This window comes from Roseibium sp. RKSG952, assembly GCF_009711355.1.
The window spans coordinates 121,625-143,158 of record NZ_SMMF01000960.1 but is presented as its reverse complement, the minus strand read 5'-3'; the positions used below and the strand labels follow the sequence as shown (position 1 = coordinate 143,158).

Genomic DNA, 21,534 nt, shown 5'->3' with positions numbered 1-21,534 from the left:
CTGACGGACAAGCAACAGGGAACGGAACACAGGAGTACGCTTATGCGTCGCGTCGTCGTCACCGGTCTGGGGGTAGTCTCCTCCATCGGGAACAATGCCGAAGAGGTCCTCGCCTCGCTCAAAGCAGGCAAATCCGGCATCGAGGCCAATGAGCAGATGGTTGAACATGGCTTCCGCAGCCAGATCGCCGGCTCGCTCAAGATCGACGTCACGGAACATGTGGACAAGCGCACCTTGCGTTTCATGGGCCCCGGTGCGGCCTATGCCCATATCGCCATGAGCCAGGCGATTGCCGACGCTGGTCTGACCGAAGATCAGGTTGTGAATCCACGTACCGGTCTGGTCGCTGGATCCGGCGGCCCGTCGACCAGCGCGATGCTGACCGCGCACCAGACAGTTCTGAAAAACGGTGCAACCAAGCGCATCGGACCCTTTGCCGTGCCGAAATGCATGTGTTCGACCATTTCCGCCAACCTGGCGACCGCGTTCAAGATCAAGGGTATCAACTACTCGATCACATCGGCCTGCTCGACTTCGCTGCACTGCATCGGCAACGCCGCCGAGCAGATCATGCTGGGCAAGCAGGACGTTATGTTCGCGGGCGGCGGTGAGGAACTGGACTGGACGTTGTCCTGCCTGTTCGACGCCATGGGCGCTATGTCTTCGAAATACAATGACACTCCTGATAAGGCCTCCCGCGCGTTCGACCAGAACCGAGATGGCTTTGTCATCTCTGGCGGCGGCGGCATCGTCGTTCTGGAAGATCTGGATCACGCGTTGGCACGCGGCGCAAAAATCTATGCCGAAGTCACCGGCTATGCCGCCACATCGGATGGCCATGACATGGTGGCCCCGTCCGGTGAAGGTGGTGAGCGCGCGATGCGTCTGGCACTTTCAACCGTTCCCGAAGGACGCAAGGTTGGCTACATCAACGCACACGGCACTTCGACACCAGTCGGGGACGTGGGTGAGGTCGAAGCTGTTCGCCGCATCTTTGGCGAAGGTAATGTCCCTCCGATTTCTTCAACAAAATCAATGACAGGGCACGCACAGGGCGCGGCGGGCGCGCTTGAGGCGATCTTCTGCCTGCTCATGCTGGACAACGATTTTATTACTCCGTCGATCAACGTCGACACACTTGCCGAAGGCATCCTGCCCGGTGAAATTGCAACTCAAGTAGTTGAAAACGCAGGCTTGGACAGTGTCATGACCAACAGCTTCGGCTTTGGCGGCACGAACGGATCCATGGTTCTGTCAAAGTATAACGGGTGAAAATGATGTCGGATCTTCTAAAGGGTAAACGCGGCCTGATCATGGGCGTGGCCAATGACCGCTCAATTGCATGGGGCATCGCCAAGGCCATGCACGAGGCCGGCGCGGAACTGGCATTCACCTATCAGGGCGAGGCATTCGGCAAGCGGCTGGAACCGCTGGCCCAAAGCCTTGGCAGCGACTTCATGGTTGATGCGGATGTCACTGACGACGAATCTCTGGACCGCGCATTTGGTGAACTGGCCGAGCGCTGGCCAACCATCGACTTTGTCGTGCACGCCATCGCCTATTCGGACAAATCCGAACTAACCGGACGGTTCCTGAACACCACCCGTGCCAACTTCAAACATTCCATGGATGTTTCGGCTTATTCGTTCATCGAAGTGGCCCGCCGCGCCTATCCGATGATGAAGGAAAATGGCGGCACGCTGCTGACCCTGACCTATCAGGGGTCAAACCGGGTTGTCCCGAACTACAACGTCATGGGCGTTGCCAAAGCGGCACTGGAATCGGCAACCCGTTATCTGGCCAACGATCTTGGCCCCGAAGGTATCCGCGTAAACGCGATCTCGCCCGGCCCGATGAAGACATTGGCCGGTGCTGCGATCGGTGGCGCACGCAAGACCTACAAGTTCTGCGATCAGAACGCTCCGATGCGCTCAAACGCAACGCTCGAAGCCGTCGGTGGCACCGCCGTTTATCTGACTTCGGACGCTGGTGCCTGCACCTCGGGCGAAATCATTCGCGTCGATGGCGGCTTCCACGTTTTGGGCATGCCTCAGCCCGATTCTATGTGACCATATCTTTCCCTGTCGCCGCCAAGATTTAACCATCTTTCAGCGGCAGGGATGGCATTATGAACAAACTTGACCAGATTATCGCAAGCAACGCGCGTGCAGCTCAATCCCGGCGCAAGTCGGGGATGCGCAGCAACCGCGCGCGTATCATGCTGCTGACCCTCTCCACACTGCTGATTCTGTTCGTCTTCTACACCCAACCGCAGGTGCGTGACGCGGTTGGGCCGTTTCTGAACCAGTTACCTGGCCTATAGGTCAGACTGATCAGTTAACCGAAACGATCTCGATATCAAAAATCAGATCCTGTCCCGCCAACGGGTGATTTGCGTCCAGCGTAACGGTCGCCTCGTTGGCCTCGACCACAGTCACCGGCAGGGCCTGCCCATCTGGTGTTTGCATCTGCAGCTGCGTACCGGGCTCAAGCGGGATATCATCCGGGATACCCTCGCGCGGGATATCCTGCCGCATAGCCGGGTTGATCGGGCCATATGCCTCGGTGCACGGGATTTCGACTCGCTTCTTCTCGCCAACTTCCATTCCCGGAATCGCAGCATCCAGCCCCGGAATGATCTGCCCGGATCCGACCGCAAATTCCAACGGATCGCGTCCTTCGGAACTGTCAAAGACGTTACCGTCCAGCAAAGTTCCGGTGTAATGGATGCGAACCGTGTCGCCCTGTTTGATTGCGGTCATATTGGCCTCCGGCCTCATAAGGAAAGGAACGGCCAAGCCTAGGGGCTAACACGACAATGTAAACCCTTGGCTCTTTTACCCCTTCAGCTCTTGTGCCAACCTGCGCCCGATCAGGGGAGAAGCAGATGGCAATCACGACTTGCGTTTTCGATGCCTATGGCACGTTGTTCGATGTTGCAGCGGCTGCACGTCAGGCCGCGGGAGAGCCGGGGTTTGAGGCCCTGCAGAAAAAATGGCCGGAACTGGCCAATCACTGGCGTTTGAAGCAGTTGCAATATACCTGGCTCAGGGCCGTTGCCGATGCGCATACCGATTTCTGGGACGTGACGCAGGATGGTCTGGACTGGGCGCTTGAGGCGACAGGCCTGCAGGGCGACGCGACCCTGCGCCAGCGGCTATTGGATCTGTATTGGGAGTTACAAGCCTATCCCGAAGTTCCTGAAATGCTAAAGGCACTGAAAGCGGGTGGTATGCAGACGGCTATTCTGTCGAATGGTTCACCGCCAATGCTGGACGGGGCCGTACAATCTGCCGGGATTGGGGATGTGCTGGACGATGTCCTGTCGGTTGAGAGTGTCGGCGTCTTCAAACCCCATGCAAAGGTTTATGATCTGGTGCAGGACCGATTTGGATGCACCCGGGATGAAGTGCTGTTCGTCAGCTCAAACGGATGGGACGCTGCGGGGGCCAGCGGGTATGGTTTTGTGACCGCCTGGGTCAATCGTGCCGGTGAGCCAATGGACCGCTTGCCTTGGACGCCTGCACATGTACTGTCCGACCTGACGACGATCCCGAAACTGGCTGGGCTTTGATGGCATTTTTCACTGCGTCTGACGGCAGGCGCCTCTATTTCGAGGATACCGGCAATGGCACGTCGGTTCTCTGCCTGGCCGGACTGACGCGCAACACGCAGGATTTCGCATCGCTGGCACCACATGTGAAAGATCTGCGCATGATCGCGATGGATTATCGGGGGCGCGGTCAGTCAGATTACGACCCCGACTGCATGAATTACAACATCATTCGCGAAGCCCAGGATGCAATCGAATTGCTTGATCACCTGGGACTGGGCAAGGCATTTGTCATCGGCACTTCACGCGGCGGCCTGATCGCGATGGCGCTTGCCGTCAGTCACCCTGAGCGATTGTCTGGCGTGATCCTGAACGACGTTGGTCCGGTGATCGAGCCCACCGGGATTGCGCGGATCATGGAATATGTTGGCAAACCACCCGCCTCAAAGACCTATGACGAGGCGGCACAAATTCTGAAACAAGCGCTGGAGCCCCAGTTTCCCGGCGTTCCGCTGACTGTCTGGCGCAAGCATGCCGAAGCTCAGTATCGCGAAACCGCGGATGGCCTGGCTCTGCGCTATGATCCCGCTTTGCGAACTGCGCTGATCGAACAGGCTGCTGCGGGCGCGCCGCCGGATCTGTGGGACCTTTTCGACGCACTGCGCAGCATACCAACTGGTGTGATCCGCGGGGCGAACTCCGATGTACTGGGGGCCGCAACACTGGCAGAGATGCACATACGCCATCCCAACCTTGTTTCAGCCGAAATACCGGATCGGGGTCACGTCCCGTTTCTGGATGAACCGCAGTCACTTGAACTCATTCGCAAAGTATTGGACGCCGCATGAGCAATATTGAGATGATCGAGGCCGCCGCCGAGCGGCTGAAAGGGCATGTTCGGGAGACGCCGATCCTGACCTCTCCGTTTCTGGATGAGATTGCAGGTCGAAAAGTGCTGATCAAACCGGAATGCCTGCAGCATACAGGCAGCTTCAAATTTCGGGGTGCGTGGTCTGCGATTTCAGCCCTTGATGATTCTACCCGTCAGCGTGGCGTTATCGCTTATTCATCAGGCAATCACGCTCAGGGTGTCGCAATGGCGGCCTCAAAACACGAGATAGCGTCTGTGATCATCATGCCATCGGACGCGCCTCAGTTGAAGATCGACAATACCCGTGCGCTGGGGGGCGAAGTTGTCCTCTATGACCGCGCCAATGAAAGCCGGGAAGAAATTGGCGAAGCACTGGCTGCCGAGCGCGGGCTGACCCTGATCCGCCCTTATGACGAACCGCAGGTCATAGCCGGTCAAGGCACAACCGGGCTTGAGATCGCCCGCCAGTCGCAGGAACTGGGCGTGAGAGAAGCCGATGTTCTGGTGTGCTGTGGTGGCGGAGGCCTGACGTCCGGGATCGCGCTGGCGCTGGAAAAACACGCCCCCGGCCTGCGGCCCCGCCCCTGCGAACCCGAAGGTTTTGACGACGTCAAACGCTCGCTTGCGTCAGGCAGCATTCAGAACAACAACGCCACGTCCGGCAATATCTGCGATGCGATCCTGACGCCTCAGCCCGGGCAGATCACCTTCCCGATCCTGAACCGTCTCTGTGGGCCGGGTCTTGCCGTTTCCGAGCAAGAAGCGCTGCATGCGATGGCGCTGGCATTCCTGCGCTTGAAAATCGTACTGGAACCCGGCGGGGCCGTCTCGCTGGCCTCGGCGCTGTTCCGCAAGGATCAGATCGAGGGGGATGCGGTGATTGTTGTTGCCTCGGGCGGGAATGTTGATCCGCAAATTTTTGCTAAAGCGTTGGAATTCCTGACCTGACAACGGACGGAAACCGGTGCAATCTGGACAGGCACCACACATTCCGACCGGAAAAATCGCAGACAAGGGCCGATATATGAACATCGCCGATCTCGGGGACGTAAAACTGCATTATCGGATCGATGGCGATCCCGATGGCGCACCCATTGTGTTCGCGAATTCACTGGGCACAGACATGCGCCTATGGGATCCGATCCTGCCGCTGCTGCCCGCAGGCCTTCAAATTATCCGCTATGACAAGCGGGGCCATGGTCTGTCCTCGCAGCCGCCCGCGCCTTACTCGATGGGCGCTTTGGTTCGCGATACCGAGAACCTGCTGGATCACTTGCAAGTCAGAGATTGCGTCTTTGTCGGCCTGTCCATCGGCGGCATGATCGCGCAGGGTCTGGCCGTCAAACGTATGGATCAGGTCCGGGCGCTGGTGCTGTCGAACACCGCCGCAAAAATTGCGACCCCATCGATCTGGCAGGATCGCATTGATGCGATCCGTACAAGCGGCATCGAGGCGATTGCCGATGCCACAATGGAACGCTGGTTCACCAAAACCTTCCGCGAAACGCCAGAGATGGAGCTCTGGCGCAACATGATGGTGCGCCAGCCGCTGGACGGGTATCTGGGTTGCTGTTCAGCAATTTCAGGCACAGATTTCTACACCCCCACCAGCGGTTTACGCCTGCCCACGCTTGGCATCGCGGGAAGCGATGACGGATCGACGCCCCCTGATCTGGTTCGTGAGACCACCGACCTGATCCCCGGCTCAAGATTTGAATTGATGCGCAAAGCCGGGCATCTGCCCTGTGTTGAGCAGCCGATCAGGTACGCCGAGATACTCAAGGAATTTTTAGTCGATATTGGGCATATTTGAAGGAGAGTTTCTTTGGCCGATTTCTTATTGGTTCATGGTTCCTGTCATGGCGCCTGGTGCTGGCGCGATCTGATACCCGAACTGACGGCGCTCGGTCACACTGCACGTGCGATTGATCTGCCCAGTCATGGATCAGACCCAACCCCAATCGCCGAGGTTACATTGGACAGCTGCCGTGATGCGGTTTTGAAAGCATCCAGCCCGGAAACGATCGTCGTCGGTCATTCCTGGGGCGGCTATCCGATCAGCGCCGCTGCAGAGGCCTCACCCGGCTCAATGCGCGCATTGATCTATGTCTGTGCTTACGTCCCGCAATCCGGTGTTTCGATGATTGAAATGCGCAAACGCGCACCACGACAGCTGACCGAAGGCGCGGTCGAAAAGTCCGCAGATGGATTATCCTACACAGTTCTGCCGGATCGCGTGCATGATCTTTTCTACCATGATTGCCCGCCCGAAGTGACGTCTTACGCTCTGCCCAGATTGTGCCCTCAGGCGATCCTGCCTCAGGATACGCCGCTACAGCTCAGCGAGAAATTTGCCTCAGTGCCAAAAGGCTATATCCGCGCATTGGATGACCATACCATTCCGACCGAATACGAAGAACAAATGAGCCATTGCGCATCTCCCAACATGCGTTTGAACATAGATGGGTCGCATTCTCCGTTCTTTTCTCACCCCCGGACGCTGGCGGGAATGATCCATCAGATCACCCGGAATTTCTAAGTTCAGGTCACCGCACTCCGCGACTTACGGAACGTCAGGTGAACCAGAGGTGATTTGCCCAAAAAGCATCTCTTTTAACCGGATGCGACCGGGGCTAGGGTCCGACCAAAGATACTTGAATCCGGTTCCCATGCGCCTGCCTTTTCTGTTTGTACTCTGCACCGTGATGATCGACGCGATGGGCATCGGTCTTGTCTTGCCGATCATGCCCGAGCTGATCGTCGAGGTTCAGGGCGGATCGCTGGCCAATGCCGCGATCTGGGGCGGCGTGCTGAGCACGGCTTTTGCCACCATGCAATTCCTGTTCGGCCCGGTTCTTGGAAACCTGTCAGACGCATACGGACGCAGGACGGTTCTGCTGGTTTCGCTGTTCGTGATGGCGTTGGATTACGTAGTGATGGCAATTGCGGGATCTATCTGGCTGCTGCTGATCGGCCGCATCGTCGGTGGGATAACTGCCGCCACACATTCGACCGCGGCGGCGTTCATGGCAGATGTCTCCAAGCCACATGAGAAAGCAGCAAACTTTGGTCTGCTTGGTGCAGCTTTTGGAGTAGGTTTTGTTCTCGGCCCCCTGCTTGGCGGGCTGTTGAGCGAATTTGGAACGCGCGCGCCCTTTTGGGCTGCTGCCGGATTATCTGCACTTGGCTTTATCGCGGGCTGCCTCGTGATGCCGGAAACCGTGACGGACAAAACCCGGCGCGCCTTCAACTGGCGTCGTGCCAATCCAGCCGGCTCTCTAAAGGCCATCGCAGCGCTGCCGGGCATTCGACCGATGCTGTGGGTATACTTCCTCTATTCGGTCTCGATCTACGTCTATCCGGCAATCTGGTCCTATTTCACGGTCGAACGTTTTGGCTGGTCCCCACAGATCATCGGGTTCTCGCTGGGGATATATGGAATCGGCATGGCAGCGGTTCAGGGTGGCCTGATCCGCCCCGCAACGCGGTATCTGGGTGAGCGGGTAACGATATTCGCCGGTATGGGTTTTGAAATCATCAGCTTTGCGCTGCTGGCGTTTTTGACCAGTGGCAAAATCGCGTTGATGTTGATCCCGATAACGGCATTGGGCGCAGTCGTGACACCGGCACTACAGGCCATGATGTCCCGTGCAACGCCCGATTCTCAGCAGGGTGAGTTACAGGGGGTTCTTGCAGCCCTGCATGCGCTGTCCATGATCCTGTCCCCGCTGGTTATGACCAGTGTGTTCGCGCAATTCGCGAGGGAAAACGCGCCAGTATACCTCCCCGGGGCACCGTTCCTGCTGGCCCTGGGCCTGATGCTGGTCGGATTTGTCCTTTTTCTGCGCTCTCGCCCTGCCGAGGTGTAACAACGACACATCTATGGCGGTTTCCGCCTTGCAGCTTGATGCTCGACGCGCCACCGTGACCCAAAGCAAATTTTGGGGAAGCCATGCAAACCATCAAAGCCGCCGTATGCCGCGCCTTTAATGAACCACTGGTGATTGAGGAAATCCAAATCGCCCCGCCCGGGATGGGCGAGGTCGAGGTTACTCTGGACGCGGTAGCCATCTGCCACTCGGACATCACCTATGCCAGCGGCGCGTGGGGCGGTTTCCTGCCAGCCGTTTACGGGCACGAAGCGGCAGGCATCATTACCGCTGTCGGAGATGCGGCAGGGGATTTTCAGGTTGGGGATTCGGTTGTTGTGACACTGATCCGCGCCTGTGGCTCCTGCCCCTCGTGCGCCAGCGGTAAGCCGACCATTTGCGAAACACCTTACGATACCGTCAAGGGCCCGCTGCGCACCGCCGATGGTGGCCCTCTTGAACAGGCGATGGCCTGTGGTGCTTTTGCTGAAAAGGTTGTGGTCAGTCACCGGCAAATTGTCAAAATTCCACAAACCATGCCCAAGGATGTGGCAAGCCTATTGTCTTGCGGCGTGATCACCGGCGTGGGCGCTGCGGTCAACGCCGCCGGTTTGCGCCCGGGTCAGGATGTCGTGGTGATCGGAGCAGGTGGCGTCGGCCTGAACGCCATTCAGGGTGCACGGCTGGCAGGCGCGCGGCGCATCGTGGCAGTCGATATGACGGAAGAGAAGCTTGAGATTGCCAAAGAATTCGGCGCCACCCATGGTGTTCTGGCAACGCTCAAAGAACCCTGGAAAGCGTCTTACAAGGCACTTGGCGGGCGCGGTGCTGATGCGGTTCTGATCACGGTCGGTGCGATACCCGCTTATGATCAGGCCCCTCGCTATCTGGGTCGCGGCGGCAAGGCGATCATGATCGGCATGCCCCATTCCGGCGCTCAGGCAAGCTATGAGCCCGTCATTCTGGCCGCCATCGGACAAGGTCTGATCGGTTCGAAAATGGGTGATGTTGTCATTCAGCGCGACATCCCATGGATGATCGACCTGTACGAACAGGGGCGACTGAAACTGGATGAACTGATTTCGGGCCGATGGTCGCTGGATCAGATCAACGACGCGATCGAAGACACCAAAACCGGATCGGCCAAGCGCAACGTGATCCTGTTTGACCGGGGCTGACGCCATTCAGGGGGAGAACACCCGATGAAACTGCAGGATCTTGATATCATCGTCACCGCGCCGCCCCCACCGGGCTGGGGTGGCCGGTATTGGATACTGGTGAAAGTCACCACCGATACCGGCATCACGGGTTGGGGGGAATGCTATGCTTCCTCTGTCGGGCCAAAGGCAATGGAGCACGTCATTCGGGACGTGTTCGAACGGCACATGGCAGGCGAAAACCCCGAAAACATCGAACTGATGTTCCGGCGCGCCTATTCCAGTGGCTTTACCCAAAGACCCGACCTAACCGTCATGGGCGCATTCTCGGGGCTGGAAATCGCGTGCTGGGATATCCTGGGTAAAGATCGCGACCGCCCAGTCTATGCTCTGCTCGGCGGCAAGATGAATGAACGCATTCGCGCCTACACTTACCTCTATCCGCTGCCGCAACATAATCTGACGGATTTCTGGACCTCTCCCGAGCAGGCCGGGGAATGCGCCGCTGAAATGGTTCGGCGCGGCTTTACGGCCGTCAAGTTCGACCCGGCAGGCCCTTACACCTTGCGCGGCGGGCATATGCCGGCCATGTCCGACATCTCGATGTCCGTGGCTTTCTGTAAAGCGATCCGAGAAGCAGTCGGCGACAAAGCCGACCTGCTGTTCGGCACTCATGGTCAGTTCAACACCGCGGGTGCGATCCGTCTTGGACAAGCACTGGAACCCTACTCTCCACTCTGGTTCGAGGAGCCGACACCACCGGACATGATCGAAGACATGGCGCGTGTGGCACGCAACGTCCGCATTCCGGTCGCAACCGGCGAACGCATGACCACAAAAGCCGAGTTTGGTGCGGTCTTGCGTGCAGGTGCTGCGGAAATCCTGCAGCCAGCGCTGGGACGTGCAGGCGGCATATGGGAAATGAAGAAGGTGGCCGCCATAGCTGAGGTATTCAATGCGCAAATGGCACCGCACCTCTATGCGGGTCCGGTGGAATGGGCGGCAAACATCCATTTGGCGGCTTCGATTCCGAACCTGCTGCTGCTCGAAACCATTGAGACCCCATTCCACGATCAGTTGATCAAAGGCTCGATCCGCGTTGAAAACGGCTTCGTCACTCCGCCGACAGCGCCGGGTCTGGGAATTGAGGTGGACGAAGAGCTGGCCCGCGCACATCCCTATTCCGGCGATGGCTTGCACCTGCAGATGCAGGAAGAACCCTGCGACTATGTCAACGGCAACGCCTTTCAGGGTGGTGCTCCCGCGACAGAGGGGTGACAAATTAGCTTGGGTTGGGGCATATTGCGCCAACCCCAACCCCCCAGACCGGCACTTCCGTGACAATTCAAGATATCGAACCGCAAAACCTGCCGCCCGAGACACCGGCAAACATGAAGGAAAGCGCAGCGAAGGCCGCCGCGTTTCTCAAGACGCTTGCACACGAAGGCCGCCTGATGATCCTGTGTCATCTGGGTGCGGGTGAACGATCCGTCGGAGAGCTGGAGGCGTTGTTGGAACTGCGTCAGGCCGCGGTCAGTCAGATGCTGGCAAGACTGCGTGAAGAAGGCCTTGTGACAACCCGACGCGAAGGCAAGACGATCTATTACTCGCTGAGTGATGGCAACACAGCACAGGTCATCGAGCTGCTCTATTCCCAGTTCTGCAAAGCGGATGGCTAAGTTGCACTAGCTCGCGACGTATCCCGCAACAACCTGCAGCAGCTTGAACGCCGTGGCCGCATCATTCTCGACTACGGCCAGGAATTCTTCTTCACCGATGCGCAGGCAGACCAGATCCGTTTCGGCAACCATGCTCAGCGCGCGGGGTTCTTTGCGGATCAATCCAAGCTCGCCCACCAGCGTTCCGCCGCCCACGCGCGTAATCAACTGATCCGGGCCGGAATCCTGCGGCAGATACAAGCCCGCCTCGCCCTCAAGGATCATATACGCGCCATCGGTTGGCTGGTCGTCTTTCAGGAACACTACTTCACCAGCTTTAGCCTCAAACCAACGCGCACCAAAGGCCAGCAGGCGTAGCTGCCGACGATCCAGGCCAGAAAAGAGTGGCGTCTGCTCCAGTGCCCGTAGTTTGCGCGCCAGGTCTGCTGACGCCGCGCCATCGCCCTCGACATCTGCCGGTCCCTGATCAGAAACGACCCGGCCTTGCCGGATCTCAACGAACATGTCGAAGACATCCGGCTCTTCAAACTGGTCGTTCAGATAGATGACGGTGGTTTCAGGCAGAAGTTCCCGAAGGTTTTTGTACACCGCGATCTGCGTGTCCATGTCATAGCTGGCCAGCGCATTTTCGAGGATCAAAATGTCGGGCTTCTTGATCGTGGCCCGGGTAAAGGCCAGCGGCTCGGCCAACGCCGCCGGAAGGTTCTGCCCACCCAGCGCAACAGGCACGTCGTAAATCAGCTCGACCACAAGAGACCGGGCTCCGTTTTCAGCCAGAACATCTACAATCACTTTGCGTGCTTCGTCCGAACGCGCCCCGCCGATCTGGCTGACCTTACCGAACAGGGCATTTTCCATGACGGTCAGACCGGGTGCAAATTCTGATGCATCCAGCGGGACGAACACATCATACAACCGCGCCATCAACTCTTCCGAATGGCTGTGTCGCAGCTCCAGAATGCGGCTTTTTAGTTCTTCACTGAAGGCAGGACCGATCTGTTCAGCCGAAATGACAAAAGGCACAGCCAGCATACTGGCAAGCTGTTCATCATCCAGACCAACAGCGCCGTCTTTGCGTGTCTTTTCGACCAACTCAACAGCGGCCTCATAGGTCGAAGCCTCAAGCCCGAGCTTGCGGAAAAGCGGATGGTCGGTGCCATCCAGACCAAAGATCTGCCGCAACATCTCGATCACGTCACGCGTCAGGCTGATCAGGGTTTCATCCAGACCCAGTTCCCGCAACTGACCTAGGAAAATCGTTTGCTCTGACAGCAACTTTTGCGTGACCGGAACCCGTGGCGTGGCAAACAGCAGGTTTTCAACCACCGGCAATGCAGGATTATATGTCGCCCGGTCAAAGACCAGTGCCTGTTGCTCCAACCCCTCCCGACGCACCGCCTTCTGCACCAGCGGGCGCAGTTCAACCAGCTTGGCAGCAAGTTCCGGATGCTCGGCAGCGTCAAAGACCTGTTCACTGCCGCGTTGGAACAGGGTCGCGCCTGATCCCATGCCGTCGATCAGTTGCAGCCACCAATTGCGTAGCAGATTGGGGTTCTCAAACCCGGCTAGTGACGGATCCAACCATTCGGTCCGGAAAGGATCGTTGCTATTTCCTGCACGCAATGTCTCGTGAAAATCGGGATCGTTGGCTTGATCCGAGAGCGGCTTGAACCGCATCGGCATCATGACGTTATCGCCCACAGTTCCCTGAAACATCACCGGGCGCGAGGTGGCGTGCCCGATCCTTGCCGCAACAACACCCTGATGAAGATCAGACAGATTTGCCCCGCCAATCCTTACCTTGCCGGAACTTGGCAATATCTCACGCGTCAGCGTTTCCGCCAGGGCACGGCGATCTTCTTCGCTGGGGGCCGCGATACCGATCGTTTTGCCCGAGGGGAATGTGAGATCCAGATCATCCAGAACCTGATTTCCGTCCATATCGCGAACCGAAACGTGATCCAGCACGATGTCGCCGTTCAGTCTTGGCCGCTCGGTCGGCTCTCCTTCGAACAGCTTTTCATCCAGCATGCCATCCGGTGCAAAGCGTTCGATGACAACTTCCCAGCGCAGCGACATGTCTTGTGTCTGGTTGTAGTATGTCAGCAGCTCTTTCCAGGGTGAGCTCAGATCCTTATAGGCCGCAAGCGCCGCGACCAGCGCGCCCAGCGAAACCGATCCCTGCAGCACCAGAAGGCCACCAATCAGATAGAACATGAACGGCGTCAGCTGCGAGATGAAGTTGTTTATGAACTTCATAAAGAACTTCTTCTGGTAAATCTCGAACCGAATGCCAAACAGGCGGCCCAGCTGATCCGAGATCATAGCGCGCCGATACCGCCAGCCACCATTTGCCCGCAACGTCGAGGCTCCGGCCGCGTTTTCGCCAATCTGCGCCGCCAGCACGCGCACTTCCTGAATGCGTTTCTTGTTCAGCAGATTGATCTGGCGCTGCAAGCGCGGGATCAGCCAGGCCTGCAACGGGATCAACGCAATAGCGGCAAGCCCGAACCAAACGCTTTGAAGGAACAAAAAGGACAGGATCGTCAGCATCTGCCCGGCCTGCAGAACCGGTTGACTGATGGCATCCCCCATCAGGCCTCCCATCGGCTCGCTTTCGGCCGTGACCATCGAGACCAGTTCACCCTGACTGACGCGTTCGAAATACGGCTGCGGGAATCGCAGAGCCCGGCTGATCAGCTGATAGCGGAACCTGCGCAACATACGTTCGCTCAGCACACCTTTCATGGTGTTGATCCGCATTTTCATCAGACCATGCGCAAGAACAGCAGCAAGAAAGGCAAAACACAGAATCACCAGAAAGGTGGTTTGCTCAAGACTGTAGCCCCAGACATTGACGATCGAACTGGTCGCGCCGATCGCGTCGTTGATGATGCGTTTTGGCAACTCCAACGTCAGATACAACAGCGGAAACAGCGTCGCCGTCACGGCCAGCAGGATCAGCTGATCGCGTTTTGAGTATTTCCAGATGAAACGGAAGATTGTGCGTTCTATGGCGCCTGCCCCTGCAACTGAACCGTTATCCAAATATGGCGATCTTTACCTAGACCAGCAGTGGGAATTTACTGCATCGGCATCAGGCTAGGCAAATAGTTTCCTATTTTTTCACTTTTATTTAGCTTGTGTGAACTAGTTCATTTGCGCGACACGATTTTAGTGCCTAGTCTCTACATCCAGGACGATATCGGGAGGTACTTTTGCCTGCTACTCTTGGCACGGTGTTGCTTTTGCTCTGCCTATTGCAGATCAAGCACATGTTTGCCGACTTCTACTTGCAAACGCCCAAGATGCTCTCTGGGCGAGGGGAATATTTTCACGTTGGACGCGCCCAGCATGCCGCAGTGCATGTTGTTGGGTCTGTTCTTGTTTTTCTGGTTATTGGCGCGCCACTTCAGTTCATCCTGATCATCGCCGCACTAGAGTGGATTGTTCATTTCAACATCGACTTTTTCAAAGCCAGCTATTCAGACAAGAAAAAGCTGCAGCCTGATCAGGCTGCGTTCTGGCGTGCGGCCGGGCTGGATCAGTGCATGCACAATCTGACCTATATCGCCATGGCCTGGGCATGGGTGAAATTCGTGGCCTGATCTCAGAATTCGACAGGTCTGTTCCGCTTAATCGGTCGCAAAACCACATTGGTCTGCGCGCTGGCAACAGCAGGCAGGCGGAACAGGAAATCCTCAAGGAAGGAATTGTAAGCGGCCAGATCAGCGCACAATACGCGCAGGTGGTAGTCAGCCTGCCCTGTTGTCGCGTAGCAGTCCTGCACTTCCCGGCTGATTTCGATGGCACGAATGAACTCGACAATCTTCTCGGGGTCATGCCGCGTCAGGTGAACATGCACGATAGCTTCAAAGCTCAACCCCATCGCCGTTGGGTTCACGACAGCACCATAGCGCTCGACGATCCCTGCCTCTTCCAGGCTGCGAACCCGGCGCCACAGTGCCGATGCCGACATACCAACGGCTTCGGCCAGATCAGCATTCGAGATGCGACTGTCCTTCTGCAACATCGTTAGAATTCGACGGTCTCGTTCATCTAGCAACATGGATTTGGCCACACTTTCCGTATGTCATGGAAAAATTGAACAATATTTTCACCACACATGCAATACTCCGACCAATCAGGCATAAATTTCCACCTGGACCGGTTTAATCTTCCTCAATTCCAAAGGCAGCCCCATGGAACTGAGCAATGAGCCATCTCGACCCCGCCCCCCGAACATACCAACTTGAAGACCGTTATGACCTGAAGACCGGACGGGTTTTCCTCACCGGCACTCAAGCTCTGGCCAGAATCATGATGGACCAGGCCCGTCGGGATCGCGATGCTGGCCTGAACACAGCAGGCTTTGTCTCAGGCTATCGCGGCTCACCTCTTGGTGGGCTGGACTTGGAGTTATGGCGCGCGAAAGCGCGGCTGAAGGATGAGCGCATCACCTTCATGCCCGCAGTGAACGAAGACCTCGGGGCCACTGCCGTTCTGGGCGCACAGCAAGCCACCCTCGATCCACAGTGCGAGGTCGAAGGTATCTTTTCCATGTGGTACGGCAAAGGCCCTGGCGTGGACCGGTCCGGCGATGCGCTCAAGCATGGAAACGCCTATGGATCGTCACCCAAGGGCGGTGTGCTTGTAGTGGCCGGGGACGACCACGGTTGTGTCAGTTCCTCAATGCCGCATCAGTCGGACGTGGCCTTCATGGCGTGGTTCATGCCGACCCTGAATCCGGCCTCGGTAGATGAATATCTCGAGTTCGGCGAATATGGGTTGGCGCTCTCCCGCTATTCCGGCACGTGGGTCGGGTTCAAGGCGATTTCGGAAACCGTCGAAAGCGCGCGTTCGGTCGAATTGAAACCTGACCGAAACTTTGTACTGCCCGAGATCGATCTGCCCGCAGGCGGGTTGCATGTACGTTCGGCCGACCTGCCCTCTCCGGAGATCGAAACACGCATTCGGCAAAAACTGCGCGCTGTTCGCGCCTTTGCCGAAGCCAACCCGATAGATCGCCGCATCTATGACATCGACAAGGCCAGTTTTGGATTTGTCACTACCGGCAAAGGCCATCTTGACCTGATGGAGGCGCTGCGCCTGCTGGGCCTGGATGAAGCCGCCTGCCGCCGTCTGGGCATCGATATCTACAAGGTCGGCATGGTCTGGCCGCTGGCCCGACGCAACGCGCTACGCTTTGTGAAGGGAAAAGCCGAGGTTCTGGTTGTAGAGGAAAAACGCGGCATTATTGAGAGCCAGTTCAAGGAGTATTTCTATGACTGGCCCGGCGACAAGCCGCACAAGATGGTCGGGAAATACGATAGTCATGGCGAGCCTCTGATCCCATGGACGGGTGAGCTGAGCCCGCTGATGCTGGCTCCTATTGTGGCGGCACGGCTGGATCGGTTCTTCCCCGAAGAAAACCTGCCCGCCAAAGCCAAAGCCCTAACCGATACACCCCCTCAGCTCATCAATGTGCCCGGCGCTACACGCACGCCCTATTTCTGCTCGGGCTGCCCACACAACACCTCGACCAAAGTGCCCGAAGGCTCAACCGCGGCCAGCGGGATCGGATGTCATGTCATGGCCAGCTGGATGGATCGGCAGACTGTGGGTTACGCGCAGATGGGCGGCGAAGGTGTACCGCATGTGGTCGCCTCCAAGTTCAACGGCGGCAAGCATATTTTTCAGAATCTGGGCGAAGGCACCTGGTATCACTCGGGCTCTCTTGCGATCCGGCAAGCCGTCGCAGCGGGTGCAAACATCACCTACAAGATCCTCTACAATGATGCCGTCGCCATGACAGGCGGGCAACCTGTCGATGGCCCGGTCAGCGTTGCCGCTATCGCTCAAACCTGCCGCGCCGAAGGCGTCGAACGAATAGCGATTGTCTCGGATGACATCTCCAAGTTTCATGGCACAGACTTTCCACCCCAGACCACGTTCCATGACAGGGACGCGTTGGATACTCTGCAGCGCGAGATGCGGGAAATACCCGGCGTAACGGTCCTGATTTACGAACAGACCTGCGCCACCGAAAAGCGCCGCAGACGCAAGCGCGGAACCATGGAGGATCCCAAACGCTTTGTCTGGATCAACGATCTGGTTTGCGAAGGATGCGGTGATTGCTCGGTCGCCTCCAACTGTCTGAGCGTCGAGCCGCGCGAAACACCGCTTGGCAGAAAGCGCAAAATCAATCTGAGCTCCTGCAACAAGGACTTTTCCTGCCTGAACGGCTTCTGCCCCAGCTTTGTCACGGTCGAGGGTGCAACAAGGCGCAAGAAAGCGGTCGAACTAGACCTGGGCAGGCTCGAAAGCGGCCTGCCGCATCCCGACCTGCCTGAACTGGGTCGGCCATTTGATCTGCTGGTCACCGGGGTCGGCGGCACTGGCGTCGTCACGGTCGGAGCCTTGATCACCATGGCCGCACATCTCGAAGGGAAAGGTGCATCAGTACTGGATTTCACAGGCTTTGCGCAGAAGTTTGGGACCGTCCTCAGCTATATCCGTCTGGGAGGCTCTCCCGACGCGCTCAATCAGGTCCGGATCGATCAGGGAACTGCAGATGCGGTGATTGGATGCGACGTTGTAGTCAGCTCCGCCGCCAAAGCTTCGGCGCATTATCGCGAAGGGACTCAGGTGGTCTTGAACCGGGCTGAAATGCCAACAGGCGATCTGGTTCTGCGCCGCGATGCACAGCTGGGCGTGAAGGCGCGGGAGGAAGCCATTGAACGTGTCGTTGGGGCAGATAACTTGTCCGGATTTGACGCCAACGCCGCCGCTGAAAACATGCTGGGCGATGCCGTTTTCGCCAATGTCATCATGCTGGGATATGCATGGCAAAAAGGGCTTGTTCCGGTTTCACACAGCGCACTGGGTCAGGCCATATTGCTGAACGGTGTCGCGATCGAAAAGAACCGGCTGGCCTTTGCCATCGGGCGCAATATCGCTGCACGGCCCGACGTGCTGACCCGGTTTGACGATACCACCGCCAACGAAGAAACACTGGATCAGATGATTGAACGCCGCGCCGAGTTTCTGCGCGACTATCAGAACGAAAGATACAGCAAAAAGTACAAGGATCGGATTGCTGAGCTTCGAAGTACGCTGCCTAATGCAGATGAGAATTTGCTGCACAGCGTAGTCAGAAACCTGTTCCGCTTTATGGCCTACAAAGACGAATTCGAAGTGGCGCGCCTGATGACAAACGGCCAATTCACCAAGGAGCTATCCGAGAAATTCGAAGGCGACTTTTCGGTAAAGTTCCACATGGCGCCCCCTCTTCTGAGCCGTGGCAAAGATGAACGCGGTCGCCCACTCAAACAGGTCTTTGGTCCATGGCTGCAACCCGTTCTGAAAGTTCTGTCCAATGCCCGCCCCCTGCGCGGCTCCGTATTCAATCCCTTCGGTTACCATGAAGAGGCGCGCCTGCATCGAGAGCTATTGTCGTGGTACCAGGATCTGCTGTACCAACTCATGACAAGCTATACTGACGCGAATGCGGTTACATGGGTTGAGATATTGGCATGTGCCGACGAAATCCGTGGCTATGGTCCAGTTCGGATCAAGTCTGCAGAAGCGGCCCGCAAAAATGTTTCGCAAATGGTTCAGGATAAGACAGAACAGACGGCCTGATCCGGAATCGCGGCTTTGTAGGTCGACAGCCAGAGTCGATCCAACCTGTCTATAACATTGGGGTCGAACCTCTCTTCGACCTCCCAATATCGTCCTGACGGAACGGAGTAATCGATCTTTGCTTCAGCGCTCAACGCGCGTTGCATTCCATTTGCATCGGGCAAACCTGCGGCACTCAGATCGTCCTTTGAAACGCTGGGAAACGCCAAACGGCTGTGCCCAGACGACAACCGGACCACGTGGCATCCCTGCCCAGCGCCCATCAGGGCAAGCCGTGCTGATTTTGCCTCCAGCGATCGCAGAGTCACATCGGGGCGCAGGGGGTCCGCAGTGCCCCGCCCGTAAAAATGAGATTTACCCGACTTGGGATACACCATGTCACATCCAAGATAAGCAAGGACTGCCGGGTGCAGAGCAGCCAGAGCCCAATACCCTGCGGTGAACGCCATAGTTCCACCGGCATAGACAAAGCCGCCATACTTGTTCTGCGCCGGGACATACTCTTTTGCGCTGACAATTCTCTGAGACCGCTCAGTTCTCCTGGGTCTGTTTTCGACTGGGAAATCTTCGGGATGAACCAAAATGTCCCAGTCATCACGGATCCGCCAGGCGTTGTTGATCGCAAGCACATGCGAAAACGGGCCGCGCGGCCAGTCCCGCGCAGCCATCGCAGAAGGGGCACTTCCAAGTATCAGAACTTTTGGACGTTTATCAGTCATGCCTTGCTTGGCCTCTTACCACTCCACAGGCGACTTAGTCCGATTTTTCTGTCTCTCTAGCCCAAAACGGAAAAACTGCTTTCTTCGTTGATCGGCCGTTTCCGCGAATAGAACCCGACATTGATGCTGCGCTTGATATAAGGCAGCTCAAATTGCAGAGGATCGGCATCGTGATCGGCCCCACCCTCGCAGTAGTCGATCAGTGACGTCATCATCTTGCCCGCAATCGGCGCATTCTTGTATTGGTTGCCGCTGGTTCCGCAGGCCATGTAAAATCCGGGTAGGCTGGACTTGTCGTAGATCGGAATCCAATCGGTCGACGCATCGTACAGATCAACCACCCCGCGGGTTTTCGACGGGATACCAAGGCTGGGCACGCGCTGGGCATAACGCATTGCCTGCGTCGTCCACTGATCCGTGAAATCGTGATTGTAGTTAACGTCATCCTCGCACCACTGGTGGGGATCGCATTCCGGGTCTTCCGATCCGATCAGAATGTGATTGCCATGTTCCGGACGGCAATAGCAGGCAATATCGCTGTCAGATACGATGGTGCCATCCTGTTCGAAATCGAACCCATCCGGGGCCGGAACATGTACCACCTCCTGCCGCAGGGGGCGGGTTTCGATTGTCATGTCATCCAGAACACCTGCCATCCGGTTGATGATTGCAGAACCGGGACCGGCAACGTTAATAACTACCTTTGAGTGGATTTCTTCGCCTGACGCCAGCCGGACCCCGGAGACACGGCCCCCGGCGGTCAGTATTTCGACGACCTCAGCCCCGGTTCGCAATCTAGCCCCGTGCAGTTTCGCAGCATCCATCAGGTTCTGCGCTGAAAGTGCCGGGTCAGTCACGTAACCTGCCTGAGGCCAATAGACCGCGCCTTCCATATGCCCTCCGTTGGGTTGACCAAAGTCGGGATCATCCATGCGTTTGGCCGGGGCAAAGCTGTCCAATGTGTAGACAGGCAGCCGATCTTTGATCTGCTCTGCCCCCCACTCTTCGAACGGACAATCCAGTTCAGTGCTGTATTTCTTGTGCTTTTCCAGAAATTCATTGGCTGCCGTCTTCATGACCAGACATCCGGTTTCGCGAAACTGAGCCAGATTGGTTTCCACAGGCAGTCCCAGATATTCGGCCCAGTCGCGCCAATAATGATAACCCTCCCAAGCGAACGCAGTCCCGTCGAATGTGGAATAGTGCATTCTTATGATCGCGCAGGACCCGGCGGTTGAGCCGTGGCCTACTTGCGTGTTCCGATCCAGCGACAGGGTCTTCCACCCTGCCTTGGACATCTCGAACGCGATGGCCGCACCTATTACGCCGGTGCCGATGATGATTGCATCAGGCTGGCTCATGATGGATCCCCTTCCCAGAAACGTCGCGCATAGGCGCTGAATTCTTCGATCTCTTCCGGTCGCGGCTCGACCCCTGTGAAAACATAAAGATAGTGCGGAACCAGCGACAACCGCGTGGCCAGCGGCTCGTTCAACTGTGCGAGGTCATAACCGATCTGCATGTAGTAAAGAACTCGCGCCCGCGTCTCGGCCTCATCCGCTGAATACCCAAAGCGTGCAAACATCACGTGCAACGCTTGCAGTCGTTTTGCGTCCGACTGATCCAGCATTCGGCGCACCTTGCCAGACCTGCGGGCCCAATCCCGCACCGCAAAGTCCAGCGCAGTGTCAAACAGCGCTGTATTGACGACACAGCGATGCACATTGCAAACGGCGGCCGTGATCGTTTGGGCCGGGGCCTCGGTCTGTGCAATCAACGCAGCCGTATTCGTGGCCTGCCAACGAGCGAGCAGTGCGTCCAGCAATTCCTGCCTGGATTTAAAGTACCAATAAAAAGATGATCGCGAGACCGCCATCCGCTCGGCCAGATTCAGCACCTTGACCTGCTCGACCCCATCCGAAATCAGCACATCCATCGCCACATTCAGCCAGTCGTCACGTGTCACCTTAATGTTGCCGACCAGAGGTTCGGCATCGGGATCGTCACGGTGGAGTACAGGTTTTGTGGTCATGATGTTGAAC

General features: G+C 57.3%; 20 protein-coding genes. 14 read left to right on the top strand and 6 right to left on the bottom strand.

Annotation, left to right across the window (positions count from 1 at the left end; translation table 11 throughout):
* Nucleotides 1-42 precede the first annotated feature (42 nt).
* Genes fabB through E1297_RS41910 form a run of 3 tightly spaced genes read left to right on the top strand, consistent with a single transcriptional unit; the run spans nt 43 to nt 2,323 of the window.
* Complete coding sequence (gene fabB / locus E1297_RS41920) at nt 43-1,272, top strand: beta-ketoacyl-ACP synthase I (protein WP_155148918.1); 1,230 nt, start codon at nt 43-45, stop codon at nt 1,270-1,272.
* A 5-nt stretch (nt 1,273-1,277) separates the two neighbouring features.
* The gene (locus E1297_RS41915; protein ID WP_155148916.1) at nt 1,278-2,069 is read left to right on the top strand and encodes an enoyl-ACP reductase; all 792 of its coding nucleotides are present in this window, start codon (nt 1,278-1,280) and stop codon (nt 2,067-2,069) included.
* Nucleotides 2,070-2,128: 59 nt separating this feature from the next.
* On the top strand, nt 2,129-2,323 hold the full coding sequence (locus E1297_RS41910; protein WP_155148914.1) for a hypothetical protein: 195 nt from the start codon (nt 2,129-2,131) through the stop codon (nt 2,321-2,323).
* Between the two features lie 10 nt (nt 2,324-2,333).
* On the opposite strand, the gene E1297_RS41905 is transcribed toward E1297_RS41910, so the two are convergent.
* Nucleotides 2,334-2,762 (bottom strand): peptidylprolyl isomerase, encoded by a 429-nt coding sequence (locus E1297_RS41905; protein WP_155148912.1) that lies wholly within the window; start codon nt 2,760-2,762, stop codon nt 2,334-2,336.
* Nucleotides 2,763-2,887: 125 nt separating this feature from the next.
* On the opposite strand from E1297_RS41905, the gene E1297_RS41900 reads away from it, so the two are divergent.
* The 9 genes from E1297_RS41900 (at nt 2,888) to E1297_RS41860 (ending at nt 11,129) form a co-directional block, all read left to right on the top strand.
* Nucleotides 2,888-3,574 carry a haloacid dehalogenase type II gene (locus E1297_RS41900; protein WP_155148910.1) on the top strand — a complete coding sequence of 229 codons (687 nt, stop codon included), beginning with the start codon at nt 2,888-2,890 and terminating at the stop codon, nt 3,572-3,574.
* Complete coding sequence (locus E1297_RS41895) at nt 3,574-4,401, top strand: alpha/beta fold hydrolase (protein ID WP_155148908.1); 828 nt, start codon at nt 3,574-3,576, stop codon at nt 4,399-4,401. The genes E1297_RS41900 and E1297_RS41895 overlap by 1 nt, the downstream gene beginning before the upstream one ends.
* Nucleotides 4,398-5,372 (top strand): threonine/serine dehydratase, encoded by a 975-nt coding sequence (locus E1297_RS41890; RefSeq protein ID WP_155148906.1) that lies wholly within the window; start codon nt 4,398-4,400, stop codon nt 5,370-5,372. Before E1297_RS41895 ends, E1297_RS41890 begins: the two co-directional genes overlap by 4 nt.
* A gap of 76 nt (nt 5,373-5,448) precedes the next feature.
* The gene (gene pcaD, locus E1297_RS41885; protein ID WP_155148905.1) at nt 5,449-6,237 is read left to right on the top strand and encodes a 3-oxoadipate enol-lactonase; all 789 of its coding nucleotides are present in this window, start codon (nt 5,449-5,451) and stop codon (nt 6,235-6,237) included.
* Between the two features lie 12 nt (nt 6,238-6,249).
* Nucleotides 6,250-6,963 (top strand): alpha/beta fold hydrolase, encoded by a 714-nt coding sequence (locus tag E1297_RS41880; protein ID WP_155148904.1) that lies wholly within the window; start codon nt 6,250-6,252, stop codon nt 6,961-6,963.
* A gap of 130 nt (nt 6,964-7,093) precedes the next feature.
* The gene (locus E1297_RS41875; RefSeq protein ID WP_155148903.1) at nt 7,094-8,293 is read left to right on the top strand and encodes a TCR/Tet family MFS transporter; all 1,200 of its coding nucleotides are present in this window, start codon (nt 7,094-7,096) and stop codon (nt 8,291-8,293) included.
* Between the two features lie 83 nt (nt 8,294-8,376).
* Nucleotides 8,377-9,471 (top strand): Zn-dependent alcohol dehydrogenase, encoded by a 1,095-nt coding sequence (locus E1297_RS41870; protein ID WP_155148902.1) that lies wholly within the window; start codon nt 8,377-8,379, stop codon nt 9,469-9,471.
* Between the two features lie 24 nt (nt 9,472-9,495).
* On the top strand, nt 9,496-10,728 hold the full coding sequence (locus E1297_RS41865; protein WP_155148901.1) for a mandelate racemase/muconate lactonizing enzyme family protein: 1,233 nt from the start codon (nt 9,496-9,498) through the stop codon (nt 10,726-10,728).
* 59 nt (nt 10,729-10,787) lie between these two features.
* Nucleotides 10,788-11,129: an ArsR/SmtB family transcription factor gene (locus E1297_RS41860; RefSeq protein ID WP_368669836.1), complete on the top strand. Its 342-nt coding sequence runs from the start codon at nt 10,788-10,790 to the stop codon at nt 11,127-11,129.
* Between the two features lie 6 nt (nt 11,130-11,135).
* Here the strand turns inward: E1297_RS41860 and E1297_RS41855 are convergent, their stop codons facing one another.
* Nucleotides 11,136-14,177, bottom strand: coding sequence for an ABC transporter transmembrane domain-containing protein (locus E1297_RS41855; RefSeq protein WP_196223538.1), 3,042 nt, complete (start codon nt 14,175-14,177; stop codon nt 11,136-11,138).
* 170 nt (nt 14,178-14,347) lie between these two features.
* On the opposite strand from E1297_RS41855, the gene E1297_RS41850 reads away from it, so the two are divergent.
* Nucleotides 14,348-14,737: a DUF3307 domain-containing protein gene (locus E1297_RS41850; RefSeq protein ID WP_155148899.1), complete on the top strand. Its 390-nt coding sequence runs from the start codon at nt 14,348-14,350 to the stop codon at nt 14,735-14,737.
* Between the two features lie 2 nt (nt 14,738-14,739).
* Here E1297_RS41850 and E1297_RS41845 read toward each other — a convergent pair whose 3' ends face one another.
* Nucleotides 14,740-15,198 carry an Lrp/AsnC family transcriptional regulator gene (locus E1297_RS41845; RefSeq protein ID WP_155148897.1) on the bottom strand — a complete coding sequence of 153 codons (459 nt, stop codon included), beginning with the start codon at nt 15,196-15,198 and terminating at the stop codon, nt 14,740-14,742.
* A 146-nt stretch (nt 15,199-15,344) separates the two neighbouring features.
* Between E1297_RS41845 and E1297_RS41840 the strand changes: the two genes are divergently transcribed.
* Nucleotides 15,345-18,773, top strand: a complete 3,429-nt coding sequence (locus tag E1297_RS41840) for an indolepyruvate ferredoxin oxidoreductase family protein (RefSeq protein WP_155148895.1) — start codon at nt 15,345-15,347, stop codon at nt 18,771-18,773.
* Here E1297_RS41840 and E1297_RS41835 read toward each other — a convergent pair.
* The 3 genes from E1297_RS41835 to E1297_RS41825 are packed head-to-tail and all read right to left on the bottom strand — an operon-like array spanning nt 18,746 to nt 21,524.
* Nucleotides 18,746-19,492, bottom strand: a complete 747-nt coding sequence (locus E1297_RS41835; RefSeq protein ID WP_155148893.1) for a hypothetical protein — start codon at nt 19,490-19,492, stop codon at nt 18,746-18,748. The genes E1297_RS41840 and E1297_RS41835 overlap by 28 nt on opposite strands.
* A gap of 56 nt (nt 19,493-19,548) precedes the next feature.
* Nucleotides 19,549-20,853 (bottom strand): FAD-binding oxidoreductase, encoded by a 1,305-nt coding sequence (locus E1297_RS41830; RefSeq protein WP_155148891.1) that lies wholly within the window; start codon nt 20,851-20,853, stop codon nt 19,549-19,551.
* Entirely contained in the window at nt 20,850-21,524 is a 675-nt protein-coding gene (locus E1297_RS41825) for a TetR/AcrR family transcriptional regulator (RefSeq protein WP_155148889.1), read from the bottom strand. The genes E1297_RS41830 and E1297_RS41825 overlap by 4 nt, the downstream gene beginning before the upstream one ends.
* Nucleotides 21,525-21,534 lie beyond the last annotated feature (10 nt).